A 22681-nucleotide genomic window follows, 5' to 3' on the forward strand; every position below is an offset into this window, starting at 1 on the left:
GCCGAGGTGGGCGGGAACACGGCGATTCGCTTGCACTCCGCTCGTACGCGTGTTCGAATGAAGGTCATGCGCTGGGACAACCTCTCCGCTCCCCCGGACGAGGGGGTCCCCGATCGGGCAGCGCCAGCGACGCCACCCCTGCCGCTGGCGCTGCCCGGCGCGATCGCCCGCACCTTCGACACCCCGGGCTTCGCCGGCATGACGTTCTACGAGATCCGGGCCAAGTCGATCATCAACAAGGTGCCCGGCGCCTCCCGTGTCCCCTTCGAGTGGACGATCAACCCGTACCGGGGATGCAGTCATGCATGCGTCTACTGTTTCGCGAGAAATTCTCACACCTACCTCGACCTCGATGCCGGTACGGACTTCGACCGGAAGGTGATCGTCAAGGTCAACGCGGGTGAGCTGGTCCGGCGGGAGCTGGCCGCGCCGCGCTGGCGGGGCGCGCACGTCGCGATGGGCACCAACGTGGACTGCTACCAGCGGGCCGAGGGGCGCTACCAGCTCATGCCGCAGATCATCGCGGCGCTGCGCGACTTCGCCAACCCGTTCTCGATCCTCACCAAGGGCACGCTGATCCTGCGGGACCTGCCGCTGCTGCGCCAGGCCGCCGAGGTGACCCGGGTCGGCGTCTCCTTCTCGGTGGGCTTCGTCGACGAGCGGCTCTGGCGCGCGGTCGAGCCGGGCACGCCCAGCCCGCGGCGGCGGCTGGACGCGGTGCGGGCGCTGACCGACGCCGGCTTCGACGTCGGGGTGCTGATGGCGCCGATCCTGCCCGGGCTCAGCGACGACGACGCCTCGATCGACGCCACGGTGGCGGCAATCGCGGCGGCCGGGGCGACCAGCGTGACCCCGTTGGCGCTGCACCTGCGCCCCGGAGCCCGGGAGTGGTATGCGCGCTGGCTCGGCCGCGAGTTCCCCCATCTGGTCCCCCGCTACCGCGAGCTCTACCGCTCCGGCGCGTACGCCCCGCAGTCCTACCAGCGGGAGTTGACGGCGCGGGTGCGGATCGCGTCACGCCGGCACGGGCTGCACCGGGGCGAGCGCGGAGACGACCGCCGCCTGCCCGACCCGACACCCGCGCCGCCGGCCGCCGAGCAGCTCAGCCTGCTGTAGACGCCGGCCGATACCCTGCCGCCGTGCGGGAGAGGATCGACCGGGCACTGCGCCGGCAACGGATCGCGGTGACGGTCGCGCTGGCAGTCGGGCTGCTGTGGGGCGTGGCGACCGGGTGGGCGCTGCGCACGGGCGATACCGGCGCCCTGCTCACGCTGCCGCCGTTGCTCGCGCTCTGCTGGAGCCTGCTGCGGCTGTTCGGACGGCCGAGCACCGCCGAGCTGCGGGTCGCGGAGCAGGAACGCGCCTTCTTCGGGCCGCCCAAGCACGGGATCGGCTACCGCTGCTCCCTCCTCGGCTTCCTCGCCTTCCAGGCGACGTACCAGGCGAGCCACCCGGCTGCCTCGACACCGGACGGGTGGCGGTGGCTCCTGGGGCTCCTGTCCGGGCTGTTCGCCGTAACGCTGACGGTCGCCCTCTGGCGACGCGTACCCACCGTCGCGTTGACGCCGGACGGGATCACCGCGGGCGACCCGCTGCGGCACCTCCACGTGCCGTGGGAGGCCCTGGACCCGGCGGTACGGGTCCGCTCGCCGCGGCAGTCCGGCTTCCTCCGGTTGCCGGTGCGGCGACCGGAGCTGATCCGGCACCGCGGCCTCGGCGTGCGCCGCGCGGTGGCCATGGAGACCGGGGAGCTGGACGTCGCGCCGGAGCCGCTGGTCGGGGCGATCCGGCACTACCTCGCCCACCCGGAGCACCGCGCGGCCATCGGCACGTCCGAGGAGTACGCCCGGCTGCGCCGCGCGCTCGGGAGCGGCGGCTGAGCGGCGGGGTTAGAGTCGGCGGGTGCGTTCCGCTCAGCAGATCCTCGCCGACTCCGCCGTGATCGCCGTCGTGGGCGCGTCCCGCGACCCGCGCAAGGCCGCGCACAGCGTGCCGTTGCAGATGCAGCGGTACGGCTGGCGGATCATCCCGGTCAACCCGACCGCCGACGAACTGTTCGGCGAACGGGTCTACCGGTCGCTGGCCGAAATCCCGCACCCCGTCGACCTGGTCGACGTGTTCCGGCCGGCGCAGAACGCGGTCGAGGTGGTGCGCGAGGCGGTGGCGATCGGCGCCCCGGCGGTCTGGTTGCAGCTCGGCATCGTCTCGGCCGAGGCGCGGCGGATCGCCACCGAGGCGGGCATCGACTACGTCGAGGACCGCTGCCTGATCGTGGAGCGCGCCGCTGGCGGCCTCACCCGACTGAGCTGACCCGGCTCGGGAAAGGGTCGCGCCGCAACGGCAAGGGCCGCCCGCCGTGGCGGTTGTCCGCGGCCCGTACCCTGCGGCCGTGTCTCCCCGACGGCTCGGTCGACGGTCGAAGCGCGACGACGGGCTCTGGTCCCGCAGGCTGCTGGCCGCGACGGTGGCCGCAGCGGTGACGATGATGGTGGCCGCGATCGAGGCGTACCGGGAACGGCCGCAGGTGCTGGCGGTGGGGCCGGTCACCGCACCGGAACCGGCCGTCGAGCCGGCCGGTGGGTGACCGGCGCGCCCGTCAGAGCTTGTACTCCTTGAGCAGGCCGCGGGAGATGATGGTCTTCTGGATCTCCGAGGTGCCTTCGCCGATGAGCAGGAACGGAGCCTCCCGCATCAGCCGCTCGATCTCGTACTCCTTGGAGTAGCCGTAGCCGCCGTGGATGCGGAACGCCTCCTGGACGACCTCGGCGCAGTATTCCGAGGCGAGCAGCTTGGCCATGCCGGCCTCGACGTCGTTGCGCTGGCCGGCGTCCTTGAGGCGGGCGGCGTTGACCATGAGGGCGTGCGCGGCTTCGATCTTGGTGCCCATCTCGGCGAGCTTGAAGGCGACCGCCTGGTGCTTCGCGAGCGGCTGGCCGAAGGTGCGGCGTTGCTGGGCGTACGCGACGGCGAGTTCGAAGGCGCGGATGGAGATGCCGCAGGCGCGGGCGGCGACGTTGACCCGGCCGACCTCGATGCCGTCCATCATCTGGTAGAAGCCGCGGCCGACCTTCTCCGCGCCGCCGAGGACGGCGGTCTCGGGGACGGTGACCCCGTCGAGCACCATCTCGGTGGTCTCGACGCCCTTGTAGCCCATCTTGTCGATCTTGCCGGGGATGGTCAGGCCGGGCGCGGTCTCGCCGAAGCCGGGCTCCTTCTCCAGCAGGAACGTGCTCATGTTCCCGTAGACCGAGTCCGCGCCGGTGTCGGTCCTGACCAGGGTGGCCACCACCGAGGAGTACGCGCCGTTGGTCAGCCACATCTTCTGGCCGTTGATGACGAACCGGTCGCCCTCACGTACGGCCTTCGACTTGATCGCCGAGACGTCGGAGCCGCACTCCGGCTCCGACATCGAGAAGGCGCCGCGCACCTCGCCGGTGGCCATCCTCGGCAGCAGCCGGGCCTTCTGCTCGGCCGAGCCGTGCTGGGAGATCAGGTACGCGACGATGAAGTGGGTGTTGACGATGCCGGAGATCGACATCCAGCCCCGCGACAGCTCCTCGACCACCAGGGCGTAGGTGAGCAGGGACTCGCCGAGCCCGCCGTGCTCCTCGTCGATGGTGAGGCCGAAGAGGCCCATCTCGCGCATCCCGTCGAGGATGTCGGTCGGGTACTCGTCGGCGTGCTCCAGCCGCTGCGCGTGCGGGATGATCTCCTTGTCGGCGAACTCCCGGACCGTTTCCAGGATCGACCGCTGCACATCGGTCAGGCCGGGCGTCTGGGCGAGTCGGGCCATCTCAGCCTCCGGGGGTCGGCGCCTTACTCATGGGTAACTGAACGCTCGGTCAGTATCAGCCGCCTGGCGGGCGAGGCCAAGGTGACCAGTCCACACAACCGCTGTGAAAAGGTTCACCGCTGCGGGTAGCGTCCGGCAAGAGGGGACGTGATCCGCCACCGGCAGGAGGAGACCGTGAGCCAGCCACCGCCGCCGGGCCCGCCCGATCCGGACCGGCCGCCGTCGCCCTGGGAGCCCCCGCCGGGCCACGACCCGTCACGGTCCGAGCCGCCACCGTCGTGGTCCGAGCCGCCGGCGCCGTACGGGCAGCCGCCCGCCCACGAGCAGCCGTCCTACGGGCAGCCGGCGTACGGGCAGCCCTCCTACGAGCAGCCCGGCGAGCCGCCGCACGGCCAGCAGTGGGCGCACCAGCCGCCGTACGCCCCGCAGGTGCCCTACGGGCAGTACGGCCCGCCGTCCGGCCCCCGCCCTGGCGGCGGCACCAACGTGCTGGCCATCCTGTCGCTGGTGCTCGCGTTCGTGTTCGCCCCGGCCGGCATCGTGCTCGGGCACCTGGCCAAGCGGCAGATCCGCACCACGGGCGAGGAGGGCGACCAGCTCGCCACCTGGGGCCTCGTCCTCAGCTACGTCTTCACCGGGCTGGGCCTGGTCGCCTGCTGCGGCTGGATCGCCCTGGTCGTCGTCGCCGGCGACCACGGCACCACCTACTGACGCCCGCCGTCGGCCCGGCTCAGCGGAACTGTGCCTCGCGGACGCTGTTGCCGCCGTCCACCACCAGCATCTGCCCGGTGATGTACGACGCGGCCGGCGAACAGAGGAAGGTAATCGCCGCGGCCACCTCGTCCGGCGTGCCGGGGCGGCCGACCGGGGTGCCGAGGCCCTGCTTGATCTCGGCGACGGTCGAGGCCGCGGTGTGGATGGTGCCCGGGGCGACCGAGTTGACGGTCACCCCGTCGGCGATCATCTCCATCGCCAGTGCCCGGGTCAGCCCGACCACGCCCGCCTTGGCCGCCGCGTACGCCGCCTCGGTCGGCAGGGCGTTGACCGGCCCGGCGGTGGCCGCGAGGTTGACGATCCGGCCCCAGCCCCGCTCGGCCATGCCGCCGATGAAGGCCCGGCTGCACAGGAACGCGGTGGTGAGGTTCCGGTCGATCTCGCCGCGCCACTCGTCGTAGCTGAGCTGGGCGACCGGGCGCAGCACCTCGGGGCTCGCCCGGCTGGCCAGCCCGGCGTTGTTGACCAGCACCTCCACGTCGCCGAGCTGCTCGGTGACCGCGTCGGCGAGCGCCCCGACCTCCGACTCGTCGGTGAGGTCGGCGACGAAACCGGTGACGCCCAGCTCGCTGGCCCGCTCGTGGATGCGTCGGGTGGTGGAGACGATGGCCACCCGGGCGCCGAGATCGGTCAGCCGGCGCGCCGTCGCGTACCCGATGCCGTCCGGGCTGCCCGCCCCGGTGACCAGGGCGACCTTCCCGTCGAGTCGCATCGTCACCGGGTCCGGCAGCGGCGCCGGCTCGTCGGTGCCGGCGGGGCTCGCCGCGGCGGCGGCCCGGGTGCGCCGGGCCAGGCCGGGGCGGCTCACGTCCCGTCTCGGTCGGCTTCCGGAGCGGTCCGCGGCTCGCGCGTCAATCACCATGCCAGGATCCTGCCCGCTTCCCGGGGCCCGGGCAACGCGGCACACCCGGTGGCGACCCCCCAGGGTTTGCGCCGGCGTGACTACCCTGACGGGCGCACCCGCACCCAACGGAGTAGACGAATGACATATCCCCCGCCGTCCGGCGGCTGGAACGACCCGGCGTGGTCGGGCCAGCAGTCGAGCCCGCCCGCCGACCCGGCGAGCGGCCAGCCCATCCCCACCCAACCCACCGCCGACCCGTACGCCCCGGCGGACCCGTACGCGGGCGGCGACCCGTACGCCGGCATGAAGCAGGCGGACCTGTCCACGCCCGCCGGATACCCGCCGCCGCCGGCCTACCCGGCGTACGGCTACGCCCCGCAGAGAACCAACGGCATGGCGATCGCCGCCCTGGTGCTCTCCCTGGTCGGCTTCGCATCCTGCATCACCGCGCCGGTCGGCGCGATCCTCGGTCACGTCGCGGCCAAGCAGATCCAGCAGACCGGCGAGGGCGGCGAGGGCATGGCGAAGGCCGCCATCATCATCGGCTGGATCCTCACCGGCCTGATCGTGCTGGGCATCCTCTTCTACGTGGGGATCATCATCTTCGCGATCAGCCAGGCAGACACCAGCAGCAGCTACTGAACGACGGTGCCGCCCCGGTGTGGACCGGGGCGGCACGGATCGTCGGTCCCGGCGGGACTACTCCGCCGGCGGGGTGAAGGACGAGGTCCGGGTCATGCCCGCGGCCCGGCCCTTCGCCGCGACCACGAGGGCCATCTTGCGCGACGCCTCGTCGATCATCTCGTCACCGAGCATCACGGCGCCGAGCCGACCGCCCGCCTCCGAGGTGTAGTGCTCGTACGCGTCGAGGATCAGCTCGGCGTGGTCGTAGTCGGCCTGGGCCGGCGAGTAGACCTCGTTCGCGGCGTCGATCTGGCCCGGGTGCAGCACCCACTTGCCGTCGAAGCCGAGCGCCGCAGAGCGCTTCGCCACCTCGCGGAACGCGTCCACGTCGCGGATCTGCAGGAACGGGCCGTCGATGGCCTGCTTGTCGTGCATCCGCGCGGCCATCAGGATGCGCATGAGGATGTAGTGGTAGGGGTCGCCCGGGTAGTCCGGGATGAGGGCGCCGACCACCAGGGACTTCATGTTGATGGAGGCCATGAAGTCGGCCGGGCCGAAGATGATCGTCTCGACGCGGGGCGAGGCGGCGGCGATGGCGTCCACGTTGACCAGGCCGGCGGCGTTCTCGATCTGCGCCTCGATGCCGATCCGACCGACCTCCAGGCCGAGCGTCTTCTCCAGCTGGGTCAGCGTCATGTCGAGCCACTGCACCTGGGCCGCGTTCTGCACCTTCGGCAGCATGACGCAGTCGAGGTTCGCGCCGGCCCCCTCGACCACGTCGATGACGTCCCGGTAGGTCCACGGGGTGGTCAGGTCGTTGACGCGCACGACCCGGGTCTTGCCCGACCAGTCGCCCTCGTTGAGCGCCGCGACGATGTTCTTCCGGGCGTCGGGCTTGGCCAGCGGGGCGACCGCGTCCTCCAGGTCCAGGAAGACCTGGTCGGCGGGGAGGCCCTGGGCCTTGCCGAGCATCTTGACGCTGGAGCCGGGTACCGCGAGGCAGGACCGGCGGGGGCGACCGACTGCGGCCATGGATGCGCTCCTTCCAGCGTGCGGCGGGCACGCCGACGCCACCTGACGAGAAAGGCGAGAACTTAACGATCCCAAAGGGCTTTGTGACGCCACGGTAACCTCGTGCCGTGACCGGGGTGAATGGACCTGTGGAAGATTTCACTGGGCGTCGGCTGGTGGTGGTGACCGGGGCCAGCTCGGGCATCGGGCTGGCGGCCGCCGTCGACCTGGCGCGCCGCGGTGACCAGGTGGTACTGGTCGGCCGGGACCCGGCCCGGCTCCAGGCCGCGGCGGAGCAGGTGCGCGAGGCGTCCGGCGAGCGGCCCGAGCTGTTCCGGGCCGACTTCGCGGTGCTGGACGACGTCCGCCGGCTGGCGGAGAAGCTGCGGGCCGCGTACGACCGGATCGACGTGCTGGCCAACAACGCCGGCGCGATCGTCCTCCAGCCGCTCACCACCGTCGACGGTTTCGAGCTGACGGTCCAGGCGAACCACCTGGCCCCGTTCCTGCTCACCAACCTGCTGCGGGACCGGATCGGCCGGATGGTGGTGACCGCCTCCGCCGCGCACCGCAGCGGCGCGCTCGACCCGGACGACCTGAACGCCCCGCTGCGCCGCTACCGGCCGATGCAGGCGTACGGGACCAGCAAGCAGGCGAACATCCTCTTCACGGCCGAGGCGGCCCGGCGATGGCCGGAGATCCCGGCGTACTGCCTCCACCCCGGGGTGGTGCGCACCCGGTTCGCCAACGACAGCCGGCTGGTCGCCCTGGGCATGCGGCTGCTGCCGTTCCGCAGCCCCGAGAAGGGGGCCGAGACGCTGGTCTGGCTCGCCAACCAGGATCCGTCCCGGCTGCGTACCGGCGGCTACTACGCCGACCGGCAGCCGCGCCGGCCGCTGCGCAAGGCGGCCGACCCGCAGCTCGCCGCCCGGCTCTGGGCGACCAGCGCCGAGGCGGTCGGCGTCGCGGGATAGCGGTGTCGCCCGTAGCCGCCCCGCTGCCATACTCCGCCGCATGACGACGGGGAACGACACCGCCGCGCGCGACGCCACGGCCGGCAGCGGCGACGGCGACGGCGACGGCGACACGCTACGGGTGCTCGGCGCGGACGAGGAGTTGGCGGCCCGGCTCGACGCCGAGCTGACCGCCTTCAACAACCGGGCGACCGGCGCGGCCGACGAGGCCGACGAGGCCGACGAGGCCGACCTCTCCGTCCGGGTCACCGACGCTGCCGGCGAACTCGTCGCCGGGCTGACCGGCTGGACCTGGGGCGACTGCGCCGGCATCAACATGGTGTGGGTGCGCGAGGACCGGCGGGCCGAGGGCTGGGGCGGCCGGCTGTTGCGCGCCACCGAGGAGGAGGCTCGCCGGCGCGGCTGCACCCAGATGTCGGTCGCCTCGTTCTCGTTCCAGGCGCCGGAGTTCTACCGTCGCAACGGCTACCTCGACACCGGGCGTCGGGAGGGCATCCCGGGCGGCCACGTCGACCACCACTTCTGGAAGTCGCTGGTCACCGATCCGGCTGCGGCGTTGCGCCTGGTCGCCCTGGTGGAGTTGCCCGAGGTGGAGGGCGGCCGGCGGTACGAGGACACGGTGCTGGGCCTGCTCGGGCGGCACGGCGGGCGGTTGGAGCGCCGGCTGCGGACCGGCGACGGGCACACCGAGGTGCACCTGATCCGGTTCGACACCCGCGACGGCTACGACGCCTTCCTGGCCGCCCCGGAGCGGGTGGCCCTGCGGGCCGCGCTGGGCGACGCCGCCCCGGCCGCCCGGGTGCTGGAGGTCCACGAGGTCTGACGGCCGCCGCCACCGGCCGGCGAGGAACCTACTCGTCCGGGTGCACCGGCAGGCTGGTGACCACCACCCCGGGCAGCCGGCGCAGCGCCGCGCGGAGCCGCTGCTCGGTGCGGCTGTGCAGCAGCCGGTGCCAGCGGCTGCGCACCACCACCTCCGGCACGACGACGGTCAGCACCAGGTCGGCGCGGGAGGCGTGCAGCGCCTCCAGGTAGTGCGCGAGCGGCCCGATCACCGCCCGGTACGGGGACACGATCGTCTCCAGCCGCAGGTGGTCGCCCCATGCCTGCCACTGCTCCCGGAACCGGTCCGCCTCCGGCTCCTCGGGGGCGATGTGCACGGCCAGCGTCGGCTGCCCGAGCGAGGCCGCGTACGCCAGGGCCCGCAGCGAGGACCGGTTGAGCCGGGCGACCGGCACCACCACGAGGTGGCGTACCTGCTCGGGTAGTTCCTCGTCCTCGGGCGCGGCGGGCCCGGCGGTGGGCGGCCGCGCCGGCACCACCGGCGGCCCGGGCACCGGGCCGGCCGGCGGCGGGTGCAGCGCGAGGGAGCGGTGCAGCGTCCGGTAGTGCCGCTGGATGGCCCGGAACAGCAGGATCAGCAGCGGCACGGCGACGACCACCACCCAGGCGCCCTCGGTGAACTTGGCGACCGCCGCGGTGACCAGGACCAGCCCCGAGAAGACGGCGCCCACCGCGTTGATCGTCGCGCGGCGTCGCCAGCCGGACCCGCGCCGGCGGCGCCAGTGCACCACCATCCCCGTCTGGGACAGGGTGAAGGCCAGGAACACCCCGACCGCGTAGAGCGGGATCAGCGCCTCGGTGCGCCCCCGGAAGGCCACCAGGATCACCGCCGCCGCGGCGGTCAGCGCGACCAGCCCGTTGCTGAAGGCGAGCCGATCCCCCATGTGCAGGAACCGGCGCGGCGCGTGGCCGTCCCGGGCCATGAAGAACAGCAGGCGGGGAAAGTCGTTGAAGGCGGTGTTCGCGGCCAACAGCAGGATCATCGCCGTCGCGGCCTGGACCAGCCCGTACCAGGGACCTCTGGGAAACGTGACCCGGGCCAACTGGGAGAGCATCGACTGCTCGGCGGTGGGCACCAGCCCGGACAGGTGGATCAGCCCGATGAGCCCGAGGAAGAACAGCACCAGCATCGCGACCATCCAGGTCAGCGTGGTGCGCGCGTTGCGCCACTCCGGCGGCCGGAACGCGGGCACCGCGTTCGAGACCGCCTCGATGCCCGTCATCGACACCGCGCCGGAGGAGAACGCGCGGAGCACCAGCAGCAGCCCCAGCCCCTCGACGGCCGGCACCGGCGGCGGGTCGACCGGGACGAACCCCCGCTCGGCCACCCGGAACCAGCCGACCGCGAGCAGCGCCAGCAGCGCGACCACGAAGGCGTACGTGGGCAGCACGAAGAGGTTGCCGGCGGTGCGGACGCCGCGCAGGTTGCCCGCGAGCAGCACGCCGACCACGGCCAGCCCGAGGGGCACCGTCCAGCCGGTCAGCCCCGGGACCGCCGAGGTGACCGCCTTGACGCCGGCGGAGACGGACACCGCCACGGTCAGCACGTAGTCCATCATCAGACCCGCCGCCGCGGCGAGGCCCGCCCCCGCGCCCAGGTTGTCGCCGGCCACGATGTACGAGCCGGCCCCGTGCGGGTAGGCGGCCACGGTCTGCCGGTAGGAGACGCCGACCGCGACCATGAGCAGCGCCAGCCCGGCGGCCAGCGGCAGGGACAGCCCGAGCGCGCCGCTGCCGGCGAGCAGCAGCACGGCCAGCATCGCCTCCGGCCCGTACGCCACCGAGCTGAGCAGGTCGGAGGAGAGCACCGGCAGGGCGACCAGCTTGCGCATCCGCTCGTAGAGCACGGCGGCGCTGCTCAGCGGCGGCCCGAACAGCACCCGCCGCAACCGGGTGCCCGCCCGGCCGAAACGGGTGCCGGGCAGGTTTGCCGGCTCGGCGGCGACCAGTTCGTCCGGCTCCCCGACCCGGAACATCGCGATCGGGGCGAGCCGGCCGAACCGGGTCGGGGCCGGCTGGCCGGGATGACGGCGCAGCGTCGGATCGACGGGCAGGATGTCCCCGCCGGGCGGTCGGCCCGGCCGGGCGGCCCGCCAGCGGTCGCCGATCCGGCGCAGCGCCCGCAGCTCGTCCGGGTCGAGTGGCGGGAACTCGGCCGACGGCGTGACGACCGTGCCACGATCGCCCTCGCCGCCGTCCCGCTTCGCCATCCGCCGTCCCGTCCCGTGTCTTCCCTCCCCCGCACTCTCACGGACGCGGCCGTCTCCGGCGGGCGGAACGGCGGTTCTCGCGGCAAAGAGTGTTGGCGGCCGGCCGACCGTGCCCGGGGCCACGGTGCGGCGGGGGGTCAGTCGCGCAGCGGGCCCACGTCGGCCGGGACGGCGGTGGACGCCGGGACCCGGCGGGCGACGCGGGCGCCCCCGAGCACCACCACCGCGACGCCGGCCAGCAGCAGCGCCAGCCCGGACAGGGCGGTGGCCCGGGGCAGCTGCCCCAGCCAGGCCCAGCCGATCAGGGCCGCGCCCGGGGCCTCCAGCAGGACCAGCACGCTGATCGTGGTCGCCGAGACCCGGCGCAGCGCGTAGTTGAACATCGAGTGCCCGAGCAGTTGGGCGCCGGCCACCAGGGCCAGCACGGCGGCCCAGGTGCCGGTGTCGAAGCCGGTCAGCGGCACCCCGCCGACCAGGCAGACCACCAGCAGGAGCAGCGCGCAGACCCCGTAGCAGATGGTGGTGTACGTGGTCGTGCTGATCGTCGTGCGGGCCCGCTCGCCGAACGCGGTGTAGACCGCCGCGAACATCCCGCCGACCACCGCCAGCAGGTCGCCCGCGAAGGCCCGACCCGAGACGCCGAAGTCGGCCCCGGTGGCGAGGGCCGCCCCGGCAACCGCCACCCCGATGCCGACCCACACCGCGACCGGCAGGCGGCGGCCCTGGCCGCGGGCGATCAGGCCCTGCCAGACCGGCTGGGTGGCGCCCAGCGCGGTCGCCGCGGCGACCGAGGTGAGCTGGGCGCTCGGCATCCAGGTGGCGAAGTGGGCGGCGAGGGCGACCCCGGACAGGACGCAGTAGAGGCCCTCGCGCCGCCCGGCGCCGACCGTCAGCGACCGGAACTCGGCGCGCCGCCGGCACAACGCGTACGGGCCGAGCACGGCGACCGAGAGCGTGTTGCGCCAGAACGCGACGGCCAGGGCCGGTGCCGCCGCGAAGGCCACCAGCGGCGCGGACGACGAGACGGCGACGACGGCCAGGACGAGCGCCCCGGTGGTCACCGGGTCGAGCGTCGGGCGGAGCGGTGCGGTGGACACGGGGAGCAATCCTCACACGGCACGGGCCACCACGGACCGTCAACGCTCGGTTACGATCATGCCTGTCCGCGCCGGCGACCCCCTCGACCGCCCGGAGGCGCTCCCATGCCCACCTACCAGGCGGTGCTGTTCGACTTCTTCGGCACGCTGACCCGTTCCGTGCAGCGGGGCGCGGCGCACCGGTCGACCGCCGAGCTGCTCGGCTGCCCGCCCCGCACGCTCGTCGACGTGCTCGACCGCACCTTCTACGAGCGGGCCTGCGGCCGGTACGGCAACGCCGAGGCGACTCTGCGCTGGGTCTGCGAGCAGGCCGGCGTGCACCCCTCGGACGACGCGGTCCGGTCGGCGGTGGCCTCCCGTCACCGGGCCGTACGCGCCGACACGCGGCTGCGCGACGAGGCGGTGCCCACGCTGGCCGCGCTGCGCCGGCGCGGCCTGCGGACCGGGGTGATCAGCGACTGCACCCACGAGCTGCCGGCGTTCCTGCCGCAGCTGCCGGTCGCCCCGCTGCTCGACGTGCGGGTCTTCTCGGTGCAGGTCGGGCGTTGCAAGCCGGACCTGGCGCTCTACCAGGCGGCGTGCGGGCGGCTCGGCGTGGCCGCGGCGGACTGCCTCTACGTGGGCGACGGCGGCAGCCAGGAGCTGACCGGGGCGGAGCGGGCCGGCATGACCGCGGTGCGGCTGGCCGCGCCGGACCTGGCCGAGCACATGGTGTTCAACGCCGACGCGGCCTGGCGCGGGCCGGTGCTGCGCTCGCTCGACGAGGTGGTCGACCTGGTCGACCGGTCGCCGATGCCGGCGGGCACGCCGACCCCGGCGGCGGCACCCGTGCCGGCGGGGGCATCCGTGTCGACGGGGCCACCCGTGCCGGCGGGCTGCCTCTCCTGACCCGGCCGTGCCCGCGGCCCACGACGTGACCGGCCCGGTTTCAGCGGCGGCGGACCCGGTGCAGGCGGAACGGCTTGCGGATCGCCCGGACCACCGGCGCCTCCCGGGGCACCTCGGCCAGCGAGCCCGCGGGCAGCGCGGCGCCGGCGAGCGGCTCCCCGGCCGGGGCCAACCGATTCACCGCGCAGCCGTCGGCCGCCCAGCGGTCAACCAGCTCGGTGGTCGGCCCGGGCGCGTTGAGCCGCTTCGCGGCCACCAGCGGGGCCGTGCTCTCCCAGTGCTCGGTGCCCGGCACGAGGCGGCTCACCCGGGCCGGCCAGGTGACGATCCGCCCGCCGTGGTCGCCGCGCAGGGTGACCTGGGCGTCGGTGGCGTCGGCCAGCCCCGGCGCGGACTGCTCCCCCGGGCCGCTGACCACGAAGAGCGCCCCCTCCAGGGGGACGCACCAGAGAGCGAGCGCCGGCCCACCGGGCACGCTCACCCACGCCACGGCGGCCTTCTTCATCGCCTCGTCGACCAGCGGCGTGCTGGTCCGGTCCGCGTCGGTCACACCGGCATCCTCCCGCACCCGCCCCCGTCCCGTCAGCGCCGCCCGGCGTCCGGCCGCGTGGCCGGTGGCCGTGGCGGCACGGATTGCGCAGGTCAGCCGACGAACGGGGGGACCATGATCTCGCCCCGGGCCACCGGCATGACGTGGCCGGCCACGGTGGCGCCCACCGCCTGGCCGCCGGCGGCGGTCACCGTGCAGGCCAGCACGGACGGCCGGTTGATCTCGATGCCCTGGTGGACGGTGTACTCCGCGCGCCCGTCGGCGGGGAGCAGGCCGCTGGCGACCAGCCACACCCCGAGGCCCAGGGCGGCCGAGCCGGTGGCCGGGTCCTCCGGCACGCCCAGCCCGGGAACGAAGACCCGGGCGTGCGCGGTTTGCGCGGCGGCGTCCCAGGAGAAGACGCTGACGTGCTCCACTCCGTACCGCTGTGCCGCCGCCGCGTTCACCGTGGCGCGGGCCACCGCGTCCGGGCGGACCGGGAGGTACGGGAACTCCAGCCCGCAGCCGGCCACCCGGGGCGCCGGGCCGACGTGGTCGTCCGCCGTCAGGCCGGCCATCTCCAGCAGCGGCTCCGGGTCCAGCTCGGGGCCGAGGGTGGGGACGCCGCCGGTCAGCGTGGCCCCGGTCGCGGTCACCTCGATCGGAAGCACGCCCGCGCCGCACTCCTGGGTGACCTGCCCCGCCGGGAAGAGTCCCCGGCGGCTGGCGGTCACCGCCGCGCCGACGCTGGGATGCCCGGCGAAGGGCAGTTCCTCGGCCGGGGTGAAGATGCGGGCCCGGTAGGTGGCGCCGACCTGGGTGGGCGGGAGCACGAACACCGTCTCGGAGAGGTTGAACTCACACGCGAGCGCCTGCATCTGCTCGGTGGCCAGCGCTTCGGCGCCGAACACCACGGCCAGCGGGTTGCCGGCGAACGGGCGGTCGGTGAAGACGTCCACGATCTCGTAGGCCAAGGTCGACATGTTGATAAACACTAGGCGCTTAGGCTGGTGCCCGTGAGCACGCCGACCCGGATCTACATCGCCCGGCTCGCCGGGGTCGCCGTCTTCGACCCCAACGGTGACCAGGTGGGCCGGGTCCGCGACGCGGTGGCCCGGCTGCGGCCGACGCAGCGCCCACCGGAGGTGGTCGGGCTGGTCGCCGAGATGCCGATGCGGCGGCGCATCTTCCTCTCCATCAACCGGATCACCTCCATCGACGCCGACGCGGTCGTGCTCGGCAGCGGCACGCTCAACCTGCGGCGCTTCGAGAAGCGCCCGAACGAGCTGCTCGTGCTCCAGGAGCTGCTCGACCGGCGGGTGCAGGTCGAGCCGGGCGGGCAGCCGGGCTCGGTGGTCGACGTGGCGATGGAGTGCAGCCGGGGCGGCGAGTGGTCGCTGACCCGGGTGGCCGTACGCGAGCAGACGGGCCGGCTGAGCCGCCGGGGTCACCTGCACCAGGTCGAGTGGGAGCGGGTACGCGGGCTCAGCGGCATCGCCGACAGCCGGGGCACCGCCAACCTGCTCGCGGTGCTGGAGGACATGCGCCCGGCCGACCTCGCCAACGCCCTCCAGGACCTGCCCGACGCCCGGCGCAACGAGGTCGCCGCCGCACTCGACGACGAGCGCCTGGCGGACGTGCTGAGCGAGCTGCCGGAGCACGACCAGGTGGAGATCCTGGCCGCGCTGGACCGGGAGCGGGCCGCGGACGTCCTGGAGGAGATGGACCCCGACGACGCGGCCGACCTGCTCAGCGAGCTGCCGCCCCCGGAGCAGGACGTGCTGCTCGACCTGATGCAGCCGGACGAGGCCGACCCGGTGCGTCAGCTGCTCAAGTACACGCCCGGCACGGCGGGCAGCGTGATGACCTCCGAGCCGGTGATCCTGCCGCCCGACGCCACGGTCGCCGAGGCCCTGGCCCGGATCCGGGAGCCGCAGCTGTCGCCCGCGATCGCCGCGCAGGTCTTCGTGTCCCGGGCGCCGATGACCACCCCGACCGGCCGCTACCTCGGCATGGTGCACTTCCAGCGGCTGCTCCGCGAACCGCCGGCCGACCTGCTCGGCGGGGTGGTGGTCAACGACATCGACCCGCTGCGGGCCACCACCCCGCTGCCGGAGATCACCCGCCGGATGGCCACGTACGACCTGGTGGCCATGCCGGTGGTCGACCGCAACAACCGGCTGGTGGGCGCGGTCACGGTCGACGACGTGCTGGACCACCTGCTCCCCCGGGACTGGCGGGACCGGGACGCCGCCGCGAGCCCGGCCGCCACCGAGCCGGTGGGCGGCGCGGATGGCTGACCAGCGACGGGCGCCGCGGCTCGACCAGCCACGCGAGCCCCGGGGCGTCAAGCTGCCCCGGTTCGACCCAGAGGCGTTCGGGCGGTGGTCGGAGGGCATCGCCCGGGGCATGGGGACGGCGAACTTCATCGTTTACATGACGGTCGTGATCGCGCTCTGGTTCGGCTGGAACACCCTGGCCCCGGCGCACCTGCGTTTCGACCCGTACACCTTCACGTTCCTGACCCTGGTGCTGTCCCTCCAGGCCAGCTACGCGGCCCCGCTGATCCTGCTGGCGCAGAACCGCCAGGCGGACCGGGACCGGGTGGCGCTGGAGGAGGACCGCCGGCGGGCGACCATGCAGAAGGCCGACACGGAGTACCTGGCGCGGGAGATCGCCGCGCTGCGCAACGCGATGGGCGAGGTGGCGACCCGGGACTTCCTCCGCTCGGAGCTGGCCCGGCTGGCCGAGGAGCTGGACGAGGCGAGCCAGCGCCGGCAGCGGTTGGAGCGCCGCCACCAGGAGCGGTCCACGCAGCTCGAGCAGGGCGGGGGCGGGCTCGACGAGCCCCGCGACGACCTGGACGGCGACTGGGCCCGGGACGGCCGGCCGGAGGCCCGGGACGCGTGAAATGCCGCTCGCCCCGGGGGGCCGGGCGGGCGGCGTTCGGGTTGAACGTCCCATTTCGCGCCGCAGGCGGTCCACCCCCAACCGTCGTCATCGATTCGCTCACACCGGGCCCCGCTGGCGGCGGCGCGGGGTCACCCCCGACGTAGCATTGCGGGCATGTCAGCACCCGTCAGCACCGTCTCCGACGCGATCCAGGCCGCGCTGGCCACCGTCAACGACCCGGAGATCCGCCGGCCCATCACCGAGCTGGGCATGGTCCGCTCCGCCGAGGTCGGCGACGACGGCGTCGTACGGGTCGAGCTGCTGCTCACCGTCGCCGGCTGCCCACTGAAGGACAAGCTGCGCGCGGACATCACGGCGGCGGTCGGCGCGGTGCCCGGGGTGACCGGCGTGGAGATCGAGTTCGGTGTGATGAGCCCCGAGCAGCGCCAGGAGCTCCAGGCGAAGCTGCGTGGCGGCGGCGCCTCCCAGGAACCGGTCATCCCGTTCGCCCAGCCGGGCTCCCGCACCCGGGTGTACGCGGTCGCCAGCGGCAAGGGCGGCGTCGGCAAGTCCAGCGTGACGGTCAACCTGGCCGCGGCGCTGGCCGCCCGCGGGCTCTCCGTCGGCGTGGTCGACGCGGACATCTACGGCCACTCGGTGCCCCGGATGCTCGGCGCGGACGGCCGCCCGACCCGCGTCGAGGACATGATCATGCCGCCGCAGTCGCACGGCGTGAAGGTCATCTCGATCGGCATGTTCACCGCCGGCAACGCCGCCGTGGTGTGGCGGGGCCCGATGCTGCACCGGGCGTTGCAGCAGTTCCTCGCCGACGTCTACTGGGGCGACCTGGACGTGCTCCTGCTCGACCTGCCCCCGGGCACCGGCGACGTGGCCATCTCGCTGGCCCAGCTGCTGCCCAACTCCGAGATCCTGGTCGTCACGACGCCGCAGACCGCCGCCGCCGAGGTGGCGGAGCGGGCCGGCGCGATCGCCCTGCAGACGCACCAGCGCGTCGTCGGCGTCATCGAGAACATGTCCTGGCTGGAGCTGCCGGACGGCTCGCGGATGGAGGTCTTCGGCGCGGGCGGCGGCCAGACGGTCGCCGAGTCGCTGACGAAGACCATCGGCGCGCAGGTGCCGCTGCTCGGGCAGGTGCCGCTCGACACCCGGGTCCGCGAGGCCGGTGACGAGGGCACGCCGATCGTGCTGGCCGAGCCGGAGTCGCCGGCCGCGAAGGCGCTGGGCCAGGTCGCCGACCGGCTCGCCCTGCGGCGGGAGTCGCTGCTCGGCAAGCCGCTGGGTCTCAAGCCCGCCGGCCGCTGATCCGCCCGCCGGCCCCGCCGGCGCTGTCGCCACCCGACCGGGGCGGCGTTCCCCCGGGAGCGCCGCCCCGTCGCCGTTCCCACGAGGCGTACGGCGTGGCACCGGCCCGGCGACCCGCGGGCGTCGGGCCGGTGCGCCGGGCCCGGCACCCCGTCGCAACGATGCCCGGGCAGGCCGGGGGCGCTGGTCAGGCCGAAGCGGTGGGCGCGGGGTCTCAGGTGGCGTCGTCGTAGCTGACGCGGGGGGCGGGGGCCGGCGCGCCGCCGGTGGTGGTGCTCGGGCGGGTGCCCTTCGACCGCAGGTCCGCTGCGGAGGCGACGTCCTTCAGCTCGTTGTGCACGCCGGTGACGTCCGCGCGCAGGTTGTCGTAGACGCCCTGCAGCGGCTTCCGGATCGCCTGCTCGTCCTCCTCGCTGAGCAGGTGCTTGCGGATGAACGCCTTGGGGTGCAGATCCTCCAGCTGGATGTCGGTGCCCAACTCCCGGCTGAGGTCGGTGGTGGCACTGTGGGCCATTTTGCGCAGGTTGCGCACCATCCGCAGGCCGTCACTGATCACGGCAGGCAGCCGGTCGCCGAAGATCAGCAGCGCCAGGAGCAGCAGCCCACCGATCTCCCACCAGTTCAGGTTGTCGAACACTGCACGGGCCTCCTCTCCGCGTCAGCAGCAAGACTACGCACGTCGGACGCCGCGCGGGGAGGGGGTGACCGGCTGCTACTTGGCGTCTGCGGCCAGCGTCACTGAGGCGTTCTGCCGGTCGGAGCCCCGGCGGTACTCCACCGTCACCACCGAACCCGGCGCGAACTTCCGCACCAGGGCGATCAGGTCGGTCGGCTCGGTCATCGGCCGCCCGGCGAGCTTGAGGATCACGTCGCCGGCCCTCAGCCCCGCGCCAGCCGCCGGCCCGGACGGCTCGACGGCCGCGAGGCGTACGCCGGCCCCGCCGGCGCCCGCGCCCTGCCCGCCCACCTGGGCGCCGATGACCGTCCGCCGGGCCTTGCCGGTGCCGATGATGTCCTGGGTGACCCGCTTGGCCTGGTTGATCGGGATGGCGAAGGCGAGGCCGATGTTGCCCGCCTCCTGCCCGTCCGAGACCAGCGACTTGATCGTCGAGTTGACGCCGATCACCCGGCCGGCCCCGTCGACCAACGGGCCGCCGGAGTTGCCGTGGTTGACCGCCGCGTCGGTCTGGATCGCCGCGTAGTAACGCGTGGGGCCGCCCGGCTCGCCGGCCTGCATCGTCCGGTCCAGCGCGCTGACGATGCCGGCGGTGACCGTGTTGGCCAGCGAGAGCGGCGACCCGATGGCCAGCACCGGGTCGCCCACGGCCAGCGCGTCCGAGTCGCCGAACTCGACCGGGCGCAGGCCCGTCCGGGAGACCTTGATCACCGCGATGTCGGACTCCGGGTCCTGCCCGACCACGGTGGCCGGGGCCGAGCTGCCGTCGTTGAAGATCACCGACGCCTTGCCGCCGGTCGCTCCCGCCACCACGTGGTCGTTGGTGATCACGTGCCCGTCGGCGCTGGCGACGAAGCCGGAGCCCTCGCTGGTGCCGCCGAGGCTGGCCACCCGGACGGTCACCACGCTGGGCAGCACCCGCTCGGCGACCCCGGCGAGCGACTCGGGCCGGCGCTGGGCCAGGCCGGGGGCCTGGGGGTCGGCGCCGAGCACCGGCCCGCCCCCGGCGCCGCCGCGCACCGCGAAGGCGTACCCGAGGGCACCGCCGAGGCTGCCCGCGAGCAGCGCGGTGATCAGCGGGATGAGCAGGAGCTGGCGCAGCGTCGGCCGGCCCGGTGCGTCCGGGTCGCTGACCGGCTCGGGCTCGGTGCCGGGGCTCGGGGCGGCCGGCAGCACCACGGCGGCCGGCGCGGCCGGGTCGCGCCACGGGTCGGCGAGCGCGTCGGACCACCACGGCGATGTCGTGCCGCCCGCGGCGCCCTGGAGCGCCGGTGGCGGCCCCGCCGGCGGGTACCCGGGCCCCGGCGGTCGCGCCGGTGCCGGAGTCCCCCCGGGCTGGCGCCAGTCCCAGCCGTCGGTCACGTCGGTGCCTCCCAGTCCTTCCCCGGATCCCGCGCGCCACGGAACCGGCGAGGGGGCCGCCCGGTCGCGATCGACGGAATACCGCTTCCAGGATTACACGGATGCCACGGACTCAGTCACCGGTTGCCGGCCGTGATCGTCGGGTGGCGGACGCGCGGCTGCGTCCGTTCGACGTCGCCTCTAGGCTCACAGTGCCCACCCGCCCCGCACCACTCGCGCCGCCCGGAGGTGTCCCATCGCCACGGTCGCCGGTTCCGGCAGTTCGACGACCCAGGCCCTGCAGTTCGCCGAGTCCTACGTGACCGAGGACCTCGTACTGCGCACCGCCCGCAGCCTGGCCCGGGAGGTCGGCCTCGACGCGGTCACCCCCGGCGCCGGCGCGGCGCTGCGGCTGCTCGCCGCCGCCGGCAGCGCCCGCGCCGTGGTGGAGATCGGCACCGGCACCGGGGTCAGCGGGGTCTGGCTGCTGCGCGGCATGCGCGCCGACGGCGTACTCACCACCATCGACGTGGAGGTGGAGCACCAGCGCATCGCCCGCCGGATCTTCGCCGAGGCGGGCTTCGCCGCCGGCCGGACCAGGATCATCACCGGCCGGGCGCTGGACGTGCTCCCCCGCCTCGCCGACGGCGCGTACGACCTGGTCTTCGTGGACGCCGAGTCGACCGGGTTCGCCGCCTGCGTGGACGCGGCGCTGCGGCTGCTGCGGCCCGGCGGCGTGCTGGCGCTCAACGGCATGCTGGCCGACGGCCGGATCGCCGACCCCGCCGCCCGGGACGTCGAGACGGTCACCATCCGCGAGACGATCAAGGCGGTCCGGGAGTCGGAACACTGGACCCCGGCGCTGCTGCCGGTCGGCCACGGGCTGCTCGCCGCCGTGAAGTGCTGACGCCGGCGCCGGCCCGCCGGGGGCCGGCGCCGCCCGGCGGTCAGCCCAGCGTCGCCAGCCAGCGCAGCAGCGAGCGTACGCCCCAGCCGGTCGCGCCCTTGGTCAGCTCGGCGTCGTCGCCCTCGGCCCACGACGGCGCGGACATGTCCACGTGCAGCCACCGGTCGCGCAGCTCGCCGGTGAACTCCCGCAGGAACAGGGCGGCCATCACCGAGCCCGCGCCCCGGTCCGGCGAACTGTGCAGGTCGGCCAGGTCGCTGCCGAGGTGCTCGACGTAGTCGGCGGGCAGCGGCATCCGCCAGGCCGCCTCGCCGGCGGCCCCGATCGCGGCCAGCACGTCGGCGGCGAGCCCGTCGTTCTCGCTGTAGAGCGCGCCCATCCGCTTGCCCAGCGCGACCGCGTTCGCCCCGGTCAGCGTGGCGAGGTCCACCAGCAGGTCGGGCTTGAGCTCGGCGACGGCGTAGGCGAGCGCGTCGGCGAGGACCAGCCGCCCCTCGGCGTCGGAGTTGGTGGTCTCGCTGGTCGTGCCGCCGTAGTGGCGGACGATGTCGCCGGGGCGGAACGCCGAGCCGCTGAGCATGTTCTCCGCCAGCGGCGCGAGCGTGGTGACCCGGACGGGCAGGCGCAACGCCGCCGCGCCGAGGGTGGCCGCGACCACCGCCGCCGCACCGGCCATGTCCTTGCGCATCAGCTTCATCGCCGGCACCGGCTTGATCGAGATGCCGCCGGTGTCGAAGGTGATCCCCTTGCCCACCAGCACCACGTGCGTACGCGCGCCGGCCGGTCGCCAGTCCAGCTCGACCAGGCGCGGCGCGCTGGCCGAGCCGCCGCCGACCGCGAGGATCCCGCCGAAGCCCTCCGCCGCCAGCTCCTCCGGGCCGCGTACCCGCAGGTGCAGGTCCGGCACGTCGACCTCGGCCGCGGCGAGCGCGACCTGGCCGGCGAACCACTCCGGGTTCTTGACCGACGACGGGGTGTTGGTGAGGTCGCGGGCGAACCTGGTCATCCGGGCGGTCGTGCCGGCAGCCGCCACGGCCGGCCCGTGCGCGTCCGGGTCGGCCACCACGACGTCGACCCCGGCCAGCGCCGCGGCGGCGCCCGCCTCGGTCAGCCGGAACCGGTACGACGCCAACAGCAGCCCCTCGACGAGCCCGCGTACGGCCGCCGGGGTGGCCCCGGCCGGCATGACCAGAGTGACGCGCGTCTCATCCTTGGCGGCCCGGGCGAGCGCCGCGCCGGCCGTCCGCCATTCCGCCTCGTCGCCCTCGCCGATCCCGAGCAGCAGCAGGCGGCCGGGGTCGCGCCCGGGCCGGAGGTGCGCCTGGACCTCGCCGGGCCGCCCGGTCGCGCGCGCGGCCGGGACCAGGGCGGCGGCTTCCTCGGCCACACCGTCGGGCAGCACCACGTCGGTCGGGACCGGCCGGGCCGGGGCGTCGTCGGCCGCGGCGGGCCGCACGGGCAGCACGAGGACGTCGGGCCGTTCCGGCTCGACGAGCAGACGAATGGCGAGCACGCGGAGCCGTACCTCCAGGAAAGCTCGCGGAGCCGGGCTCCGCGGGGAATGAAGACCCTGAGCCACCGGCCGGGCCGGTGGCTCAGGGGTTGACGAAACGCCCGCGCGGGCGCGCGGACCGCTCCTCGGTCAGCCGGCAGCCGCCTTGAGCGCGTCACCGAGCGCGTTGGCCTCGTCGGGAGTCATCTCGACGACGAGCCGGCCACCGCCCTCCAGCGGGACCCGCATGACGATGCCCCGGCCCTCCTTGGTGACTTCCAGCGGACCGTCGCCCGTCCGCGGCTTCATCGCCGCCATGTTGTCTCCCCTCAGACCTACACCAGGGTCGGTGGGTTGCCCCACAGCCACTTCGTCTTGACCACCCGCAACGTACGCGGGGGTGTCGACCAACGATTTTCCCTGATGAACACCGCCGGACCCAAACCGAAGCAGCATTGATGTA

The 22681-nt window shown here is 74.4% G+C and carries 24 protein-coding genes; 13 read left to right on the forward strand and 11 right to left on the reverse strand.

What is annotated here, in order from left to right; genetic code table 11:
* Positions 1–66: 66 nt before the first annotated feature.
* The 4 genes from ACGFZ2_RS13080 to ACGFZ2_RS13095 all read left to right on the forward strand — a co-directional run bounded on the left by ACGFZ2_RS13080 (position 67) and on the right by ACGFZ2_RS13095 (position 2584).
* Positions 67–1116: an Rv2578c family radical SAM protein gene (locus tag ACGFZ2_RS13080; RefSeq protein WP_393453670.1), complete on the forward strand. Its 1050-nt coding sequence runs from the start codon at positions 67–69 to the stop codon at positions 1114–1116.
* A gap of 23 nt (positions 1117–1139) precedes the next feature.
* Entirely contained in the window at positions 1140–1880 is a 741-nt protein-coding gene (locus ACGFZ2_RS13085; RefSeq protein ID WP_393453023.1) for a hypothetical protein, read from the forward strand.
* A gap of 22 nt (positions 1881–1902) precedes the next feature.
* Positions 1903–2310: a CoA-binding protein gene (locus ACGFZ2_RS13090; protein WP_393453026.1), complete on the forward strand. Its 408-nt coding sequence runs from the start codon at positions 1903–1905 to the stop codon at positions 2308–2310.
* A 79-nt stretch (positions 2311–2389) separates the two neighbouring features.
* Positions 2390–2584: a hypothetical protein gene (locus ACGFZ2_RS13095; RefSeq protein ID WP_393453029.1), complete on the forward strand. Its 195-nt coding sequence runs from the start codon at positions 2390–2392 to the stop codon at positions 2582–2584.
* A gap of 12 nt (positions 2585–2596) precedes the next feature.
* Here the strand turns inward: ACGFZ2_RS13095 and ACGFZ2_RS13100 are convergent, their stop codons facing one another.
* Entirely contained in the window at positions 2597–3793 is a 1197-nt protein-coding gene (locus ACGFZ2_RS13100; protein WP_393258201.1) for an acyl-CoA dehydrogenase family protein, read from the reverse strand.
* Between the two features lie 174 nt (positions 3794–3967).
* On the opposite strand from ACGFZ2_RS13100, the gene ACGFZ2_RS13105 reads away from it, so the two are divergent.
* Positions 3968–4504, forward strand: coding sequence for a DUF4190 domain-containing protein (locus ACGFZ2_RS13105; RefSeq protein WP_393453032.1), 537 nt, complete (start codon positions 3968–3970; stop codon positions 4502–4504).
* Positions 4505–4523: 19 nt separating this feature from the next.
* On the opposite strand, the gene ACGFZ2_RS13110 is transcribed toward ACGFZ2_RS13105, so the two are convergent.
* Positions 4524–5429 carry an SDR family NAD(P)-dependent oxidoreductase gene (locus ACGFZ2_RS13110; RefSeq protein ID WP_350701482.1) on the reverse strand — a complete coding sequence of 302 codons (906 nt, stop codon included), beginning with the start codon at positions 5427–5429 and terminating at the stop codon, positions 4524–4526.
* Positions 5430–5549: 120 nt separating this feature from the next.
* Between ACGFZ2_RS13110 and ACGFZ2_RS13115 the strand changes: the two genes are divergently transcribed.
* On the forward strand, positions 5550–6053 hold the full coding sequence (locus ACGFZ2_RS13115; protein ID WP_393453035.1) for a DUF4190 domain-containing protein: 504 nt from the start codon (positions 5550–5552) through the stop codon (positions 6051–6053).
* A gap of 57 nt (positions 6054–6110) precedes the next feature.
* Here ACGFZ2_RS13115 and ACGFZ2_RS13120 read toward each other — a convergent pair whose 3' ends face one another.
* Positions 6111–7067, reverse strand: coding sequence for an HpcH/HpaI aldolase/citrate lyase family protein (locus tag ACGFZ2_RS13120; RefSeq protein ID WP_393258192.1), 957 nt, complete (start codon positions 7065–7067; stop codon positions 6111–6113).
* 128 nt (positions 7068–7195) lie between these two features.
* Here ACGFZ2_RS13120 and ACGFZ2_RS13125 point away from each other — a divergent pair, with 128 nt between their 5' ends.
* Both ACGFZ2_RS13125 and ACGFZ2_RS13130 read left to right on the forward strand, forming a co-directional pair.
* Entirely contained in the window at positions 7196–8020 is an 825-nt protein-coding gene (locus ACGFZ2_RS13125; RefSeq protein ID WP_393258189.1) for an SDR family NAD(P)-dependent oxidoreductase, read from the forward strand.
* 40 nt (positions 8021–8060) lie between these two features.
* Positions 8061–8843: a GNAT family N-acetyltransferase gene (locus tag ACGFZ2_RS13130; protein ID WP_393453038.1), complete on the forward strand. Its 783-nt coding sequence runs from the start codon at positions 8061–8063 to the stop codon at positions 8841–8843.
* 28 nt (positions 8844–8871) lie between these two features.
* Here ACGFZ2_RS13130 and ACGFZ2_RS13135 read toward each other — a convergent pair whose 3' ends face one another.
* Together ACGFZ2_RS13135 and ACGFZ2_RS13140 are read right to left on the reverse strand one after the other, a co-directional pair.
* Positions 8872–11073 carry an APC family permease gene (locus tag ACGFZ2_RS13135; RefSeq protein ID WP_393453041.1) on the reverse strand — a complete coding sequence of 734 codons (2202 nt, stop codon included), beginning with the start codon at positions 11071–11073 and terminating at the stop codon, positions 8872–8874.
* A 137-nt stretch (positions 11074–11210) separates the two neighbouring features.
* Entirely contained in the window at positions 11211–12170 is a 960-nt protein-coding gene (locus ACGFZ2_RS13140; protein WP_393453044.1) for a DMT family transporter, read from the reverse strand.
* 105 nt (positions 12171–12275) lie between these two features.
* Here ACGFZ2_RS13140 and ACGFZ2_RS13145 point away from each other — a divergent pair, with 105 nt between their 5' ends.
* The gene (locus ACGFZ2_RS13145) at positions 12276–13058 is read left to right on the forward strand and encodes an HAD family hydrolase (RefSeq protein ID WP_393453047.1); all 783 of its coding nucleotides are present in this window, start codon (positions 12276–12278) and stop codon (positions 13056–13058) included.
* A 40-nt stretch (positions 13059–13098) separates the two neighbouring features.
* Here the strand turns inward: ACGFZ2_RS13145 and ACGFZ2_RS13150 are convergent, their stop codons facing one another.
* Positions 13099–13608: a hypothetical protein gene (locus ACGFZ2_RS13150; RefSeq protein ID WP_393258174.1), complete on the reverse strand. Its 510-nt coding sequence runs from the start codon at positions 13606–13608 to the stop codon at positions 13099–13101.
* A 92-nt stretch (positions 13609–13700) separates the two neighbouring features.
* Positions 13701–14570, reverse strand: a complete 870-nt coding sequence (locus tag ACGFZ2_RS13155) for a PhzF family phenazine biosynthesis protein (RefSeq protein ID WP_393258171.1) — start codon at positions 14568–14570, stop codon at positions 13701–13703.
* A 33-nt stretch (positions 14571–14603) separates the two neighbouring features.
* On the opposite strand from ACGFZ2_RS13155, the gene ACGFZ2_RS13160 reads away from it, so the two are divergent.
* The 3 genes from ACGFZ2_RS13160 (at position 14604) to ACGFZ2_RS13170 (ending at position 17802) form a co-directional block, all read left to right on the forward strand.
* A complete protein-coding gene (locus ACGFZ2_RS13160) occupies positions 14604–15887 on the forward strand; it encodes a magnesium transporter MgtE N-terminal domain-containing protein (RefSeq protein WP_350701507.1) in 1284 nt (427 codons plus the stop codon).
* Entirely contained in the window at positions 15880–16497 is a 618-nt protein-coding gene (locus ACGFZ2_RS13165) for a DUF1003 domain-containing protein (protein WP_393258168.1), read from the forward strand. The genes ACGFZ2_RS13160 and ACGFZ2_RS13165 overlap by 8 nt, the downstream gene beginning before the upstream one ends.
* Positions 16498–16653: 156 nt before the next feature.
* Positions 16654–17802 carry an Mrp/NBP35 family ATP-binding protein gene (locus tag ACGFZ2_RS13170; protein ID WP_393258165.1) on the forward strand — a complete coding sequence of 383 codons (1149 nt, stop codon included), beginning with the start codon at positions 16654–16656 and terminating at the stop codon, positions 17800–17802.
* Between the two features lie 214 nt (positions 17803–18016).
* Here ACGFZ2_RS13170 and ACGFZ2_RS13175 read toward each other — a convergent pair whose 3' ends face one another.
* Both ACGFZ2_RS13175 and ACGFZ2_RS13180 read right to left on the reverse strand, forming a co-directional pair.
* Positions 18017–18439 carry a preprotein translocase subunit TatB gene (locus ACGFZ2_RS13175; RefSeq protein ID WP_393258163.1) on the reverse strand — a complete coding sequence of 141 codons (423 nt, stop codon included), beginning with the start codon at positions 18437–18439 and terminating at the stop codon, positions 18017–18019.
* A 75-nt stretch (positions 18440–18514) separates the two neighbouring features.
* Positions 18515–19840 (reverse strand): S1C family serine protease, encoded by a 1326-nt coding sequence (locus ACGFZ2_RS13180; protein ID WP_393453050.1) that lies wholly within the window; start codon positions 19838–19840, stop codon positions 18515–18517.
* 298 nt (positions 19841–20138) lie between these two features.
* On the opposite strand from ACGFZ2_RS13180, the gene ACGFZ2_RS13185 reads away from it, so the two are divergent.
* Positions 20139–20726, forward strand: a complete 588-nt coding sequence (locus tag ACGFZ2_RS13185) for an O-methyltransferase (protein WP_357693991.1) — start codon at positions 20139–20141, stop codon at positions 20724–20726.
* Between the two features lie 40 nt (positions 20727–20766).
* On the opposite strand, the gene ACGFZ2_RS13190 is transcribed toward ACGFZ2_RS13185, so the two are convergent.
* Both ACGFZ2_RS13190 and ACGFZ2_RS13195 read right to left on the reverse strand, forming a co-directional pair.
* The gene (locus tag ACGFZ2_RS13190; protein WP_393453053.1) at positions 20767–22239 is read right to left on the reverse strand and encodes a leucyl aminopeptidase family protein; all 1473 of its coding nucleotides are present in this window, start codon (positions 22237–22239) and stop codon (positions 20767–20769) included.
* A 129-nt stretch (positions 22240–22368) separates the two neighbouring features.
* Positions 22369–22536, reverse strand: coding sequence for a DUF3117 domain-containing protein (locus ACGFZ2_RS13195; RefSeq protein WP_007455245.1), 168 nt, complete (start codon positions 22534–22536; stop codon positions 22369–22371).
* Positions 22537–22681 lie beyond the last annotated feature (145 nt).

Source organism: Micromonospora sp. NPDC048063, from assembly GCF_043202855.1.
Classification (GTDB): domain Bacteria; phylum Actinomycetota; class Actinomycetes; order Mycobacteriales; family Micromonosporaceae; genus Micromonospora.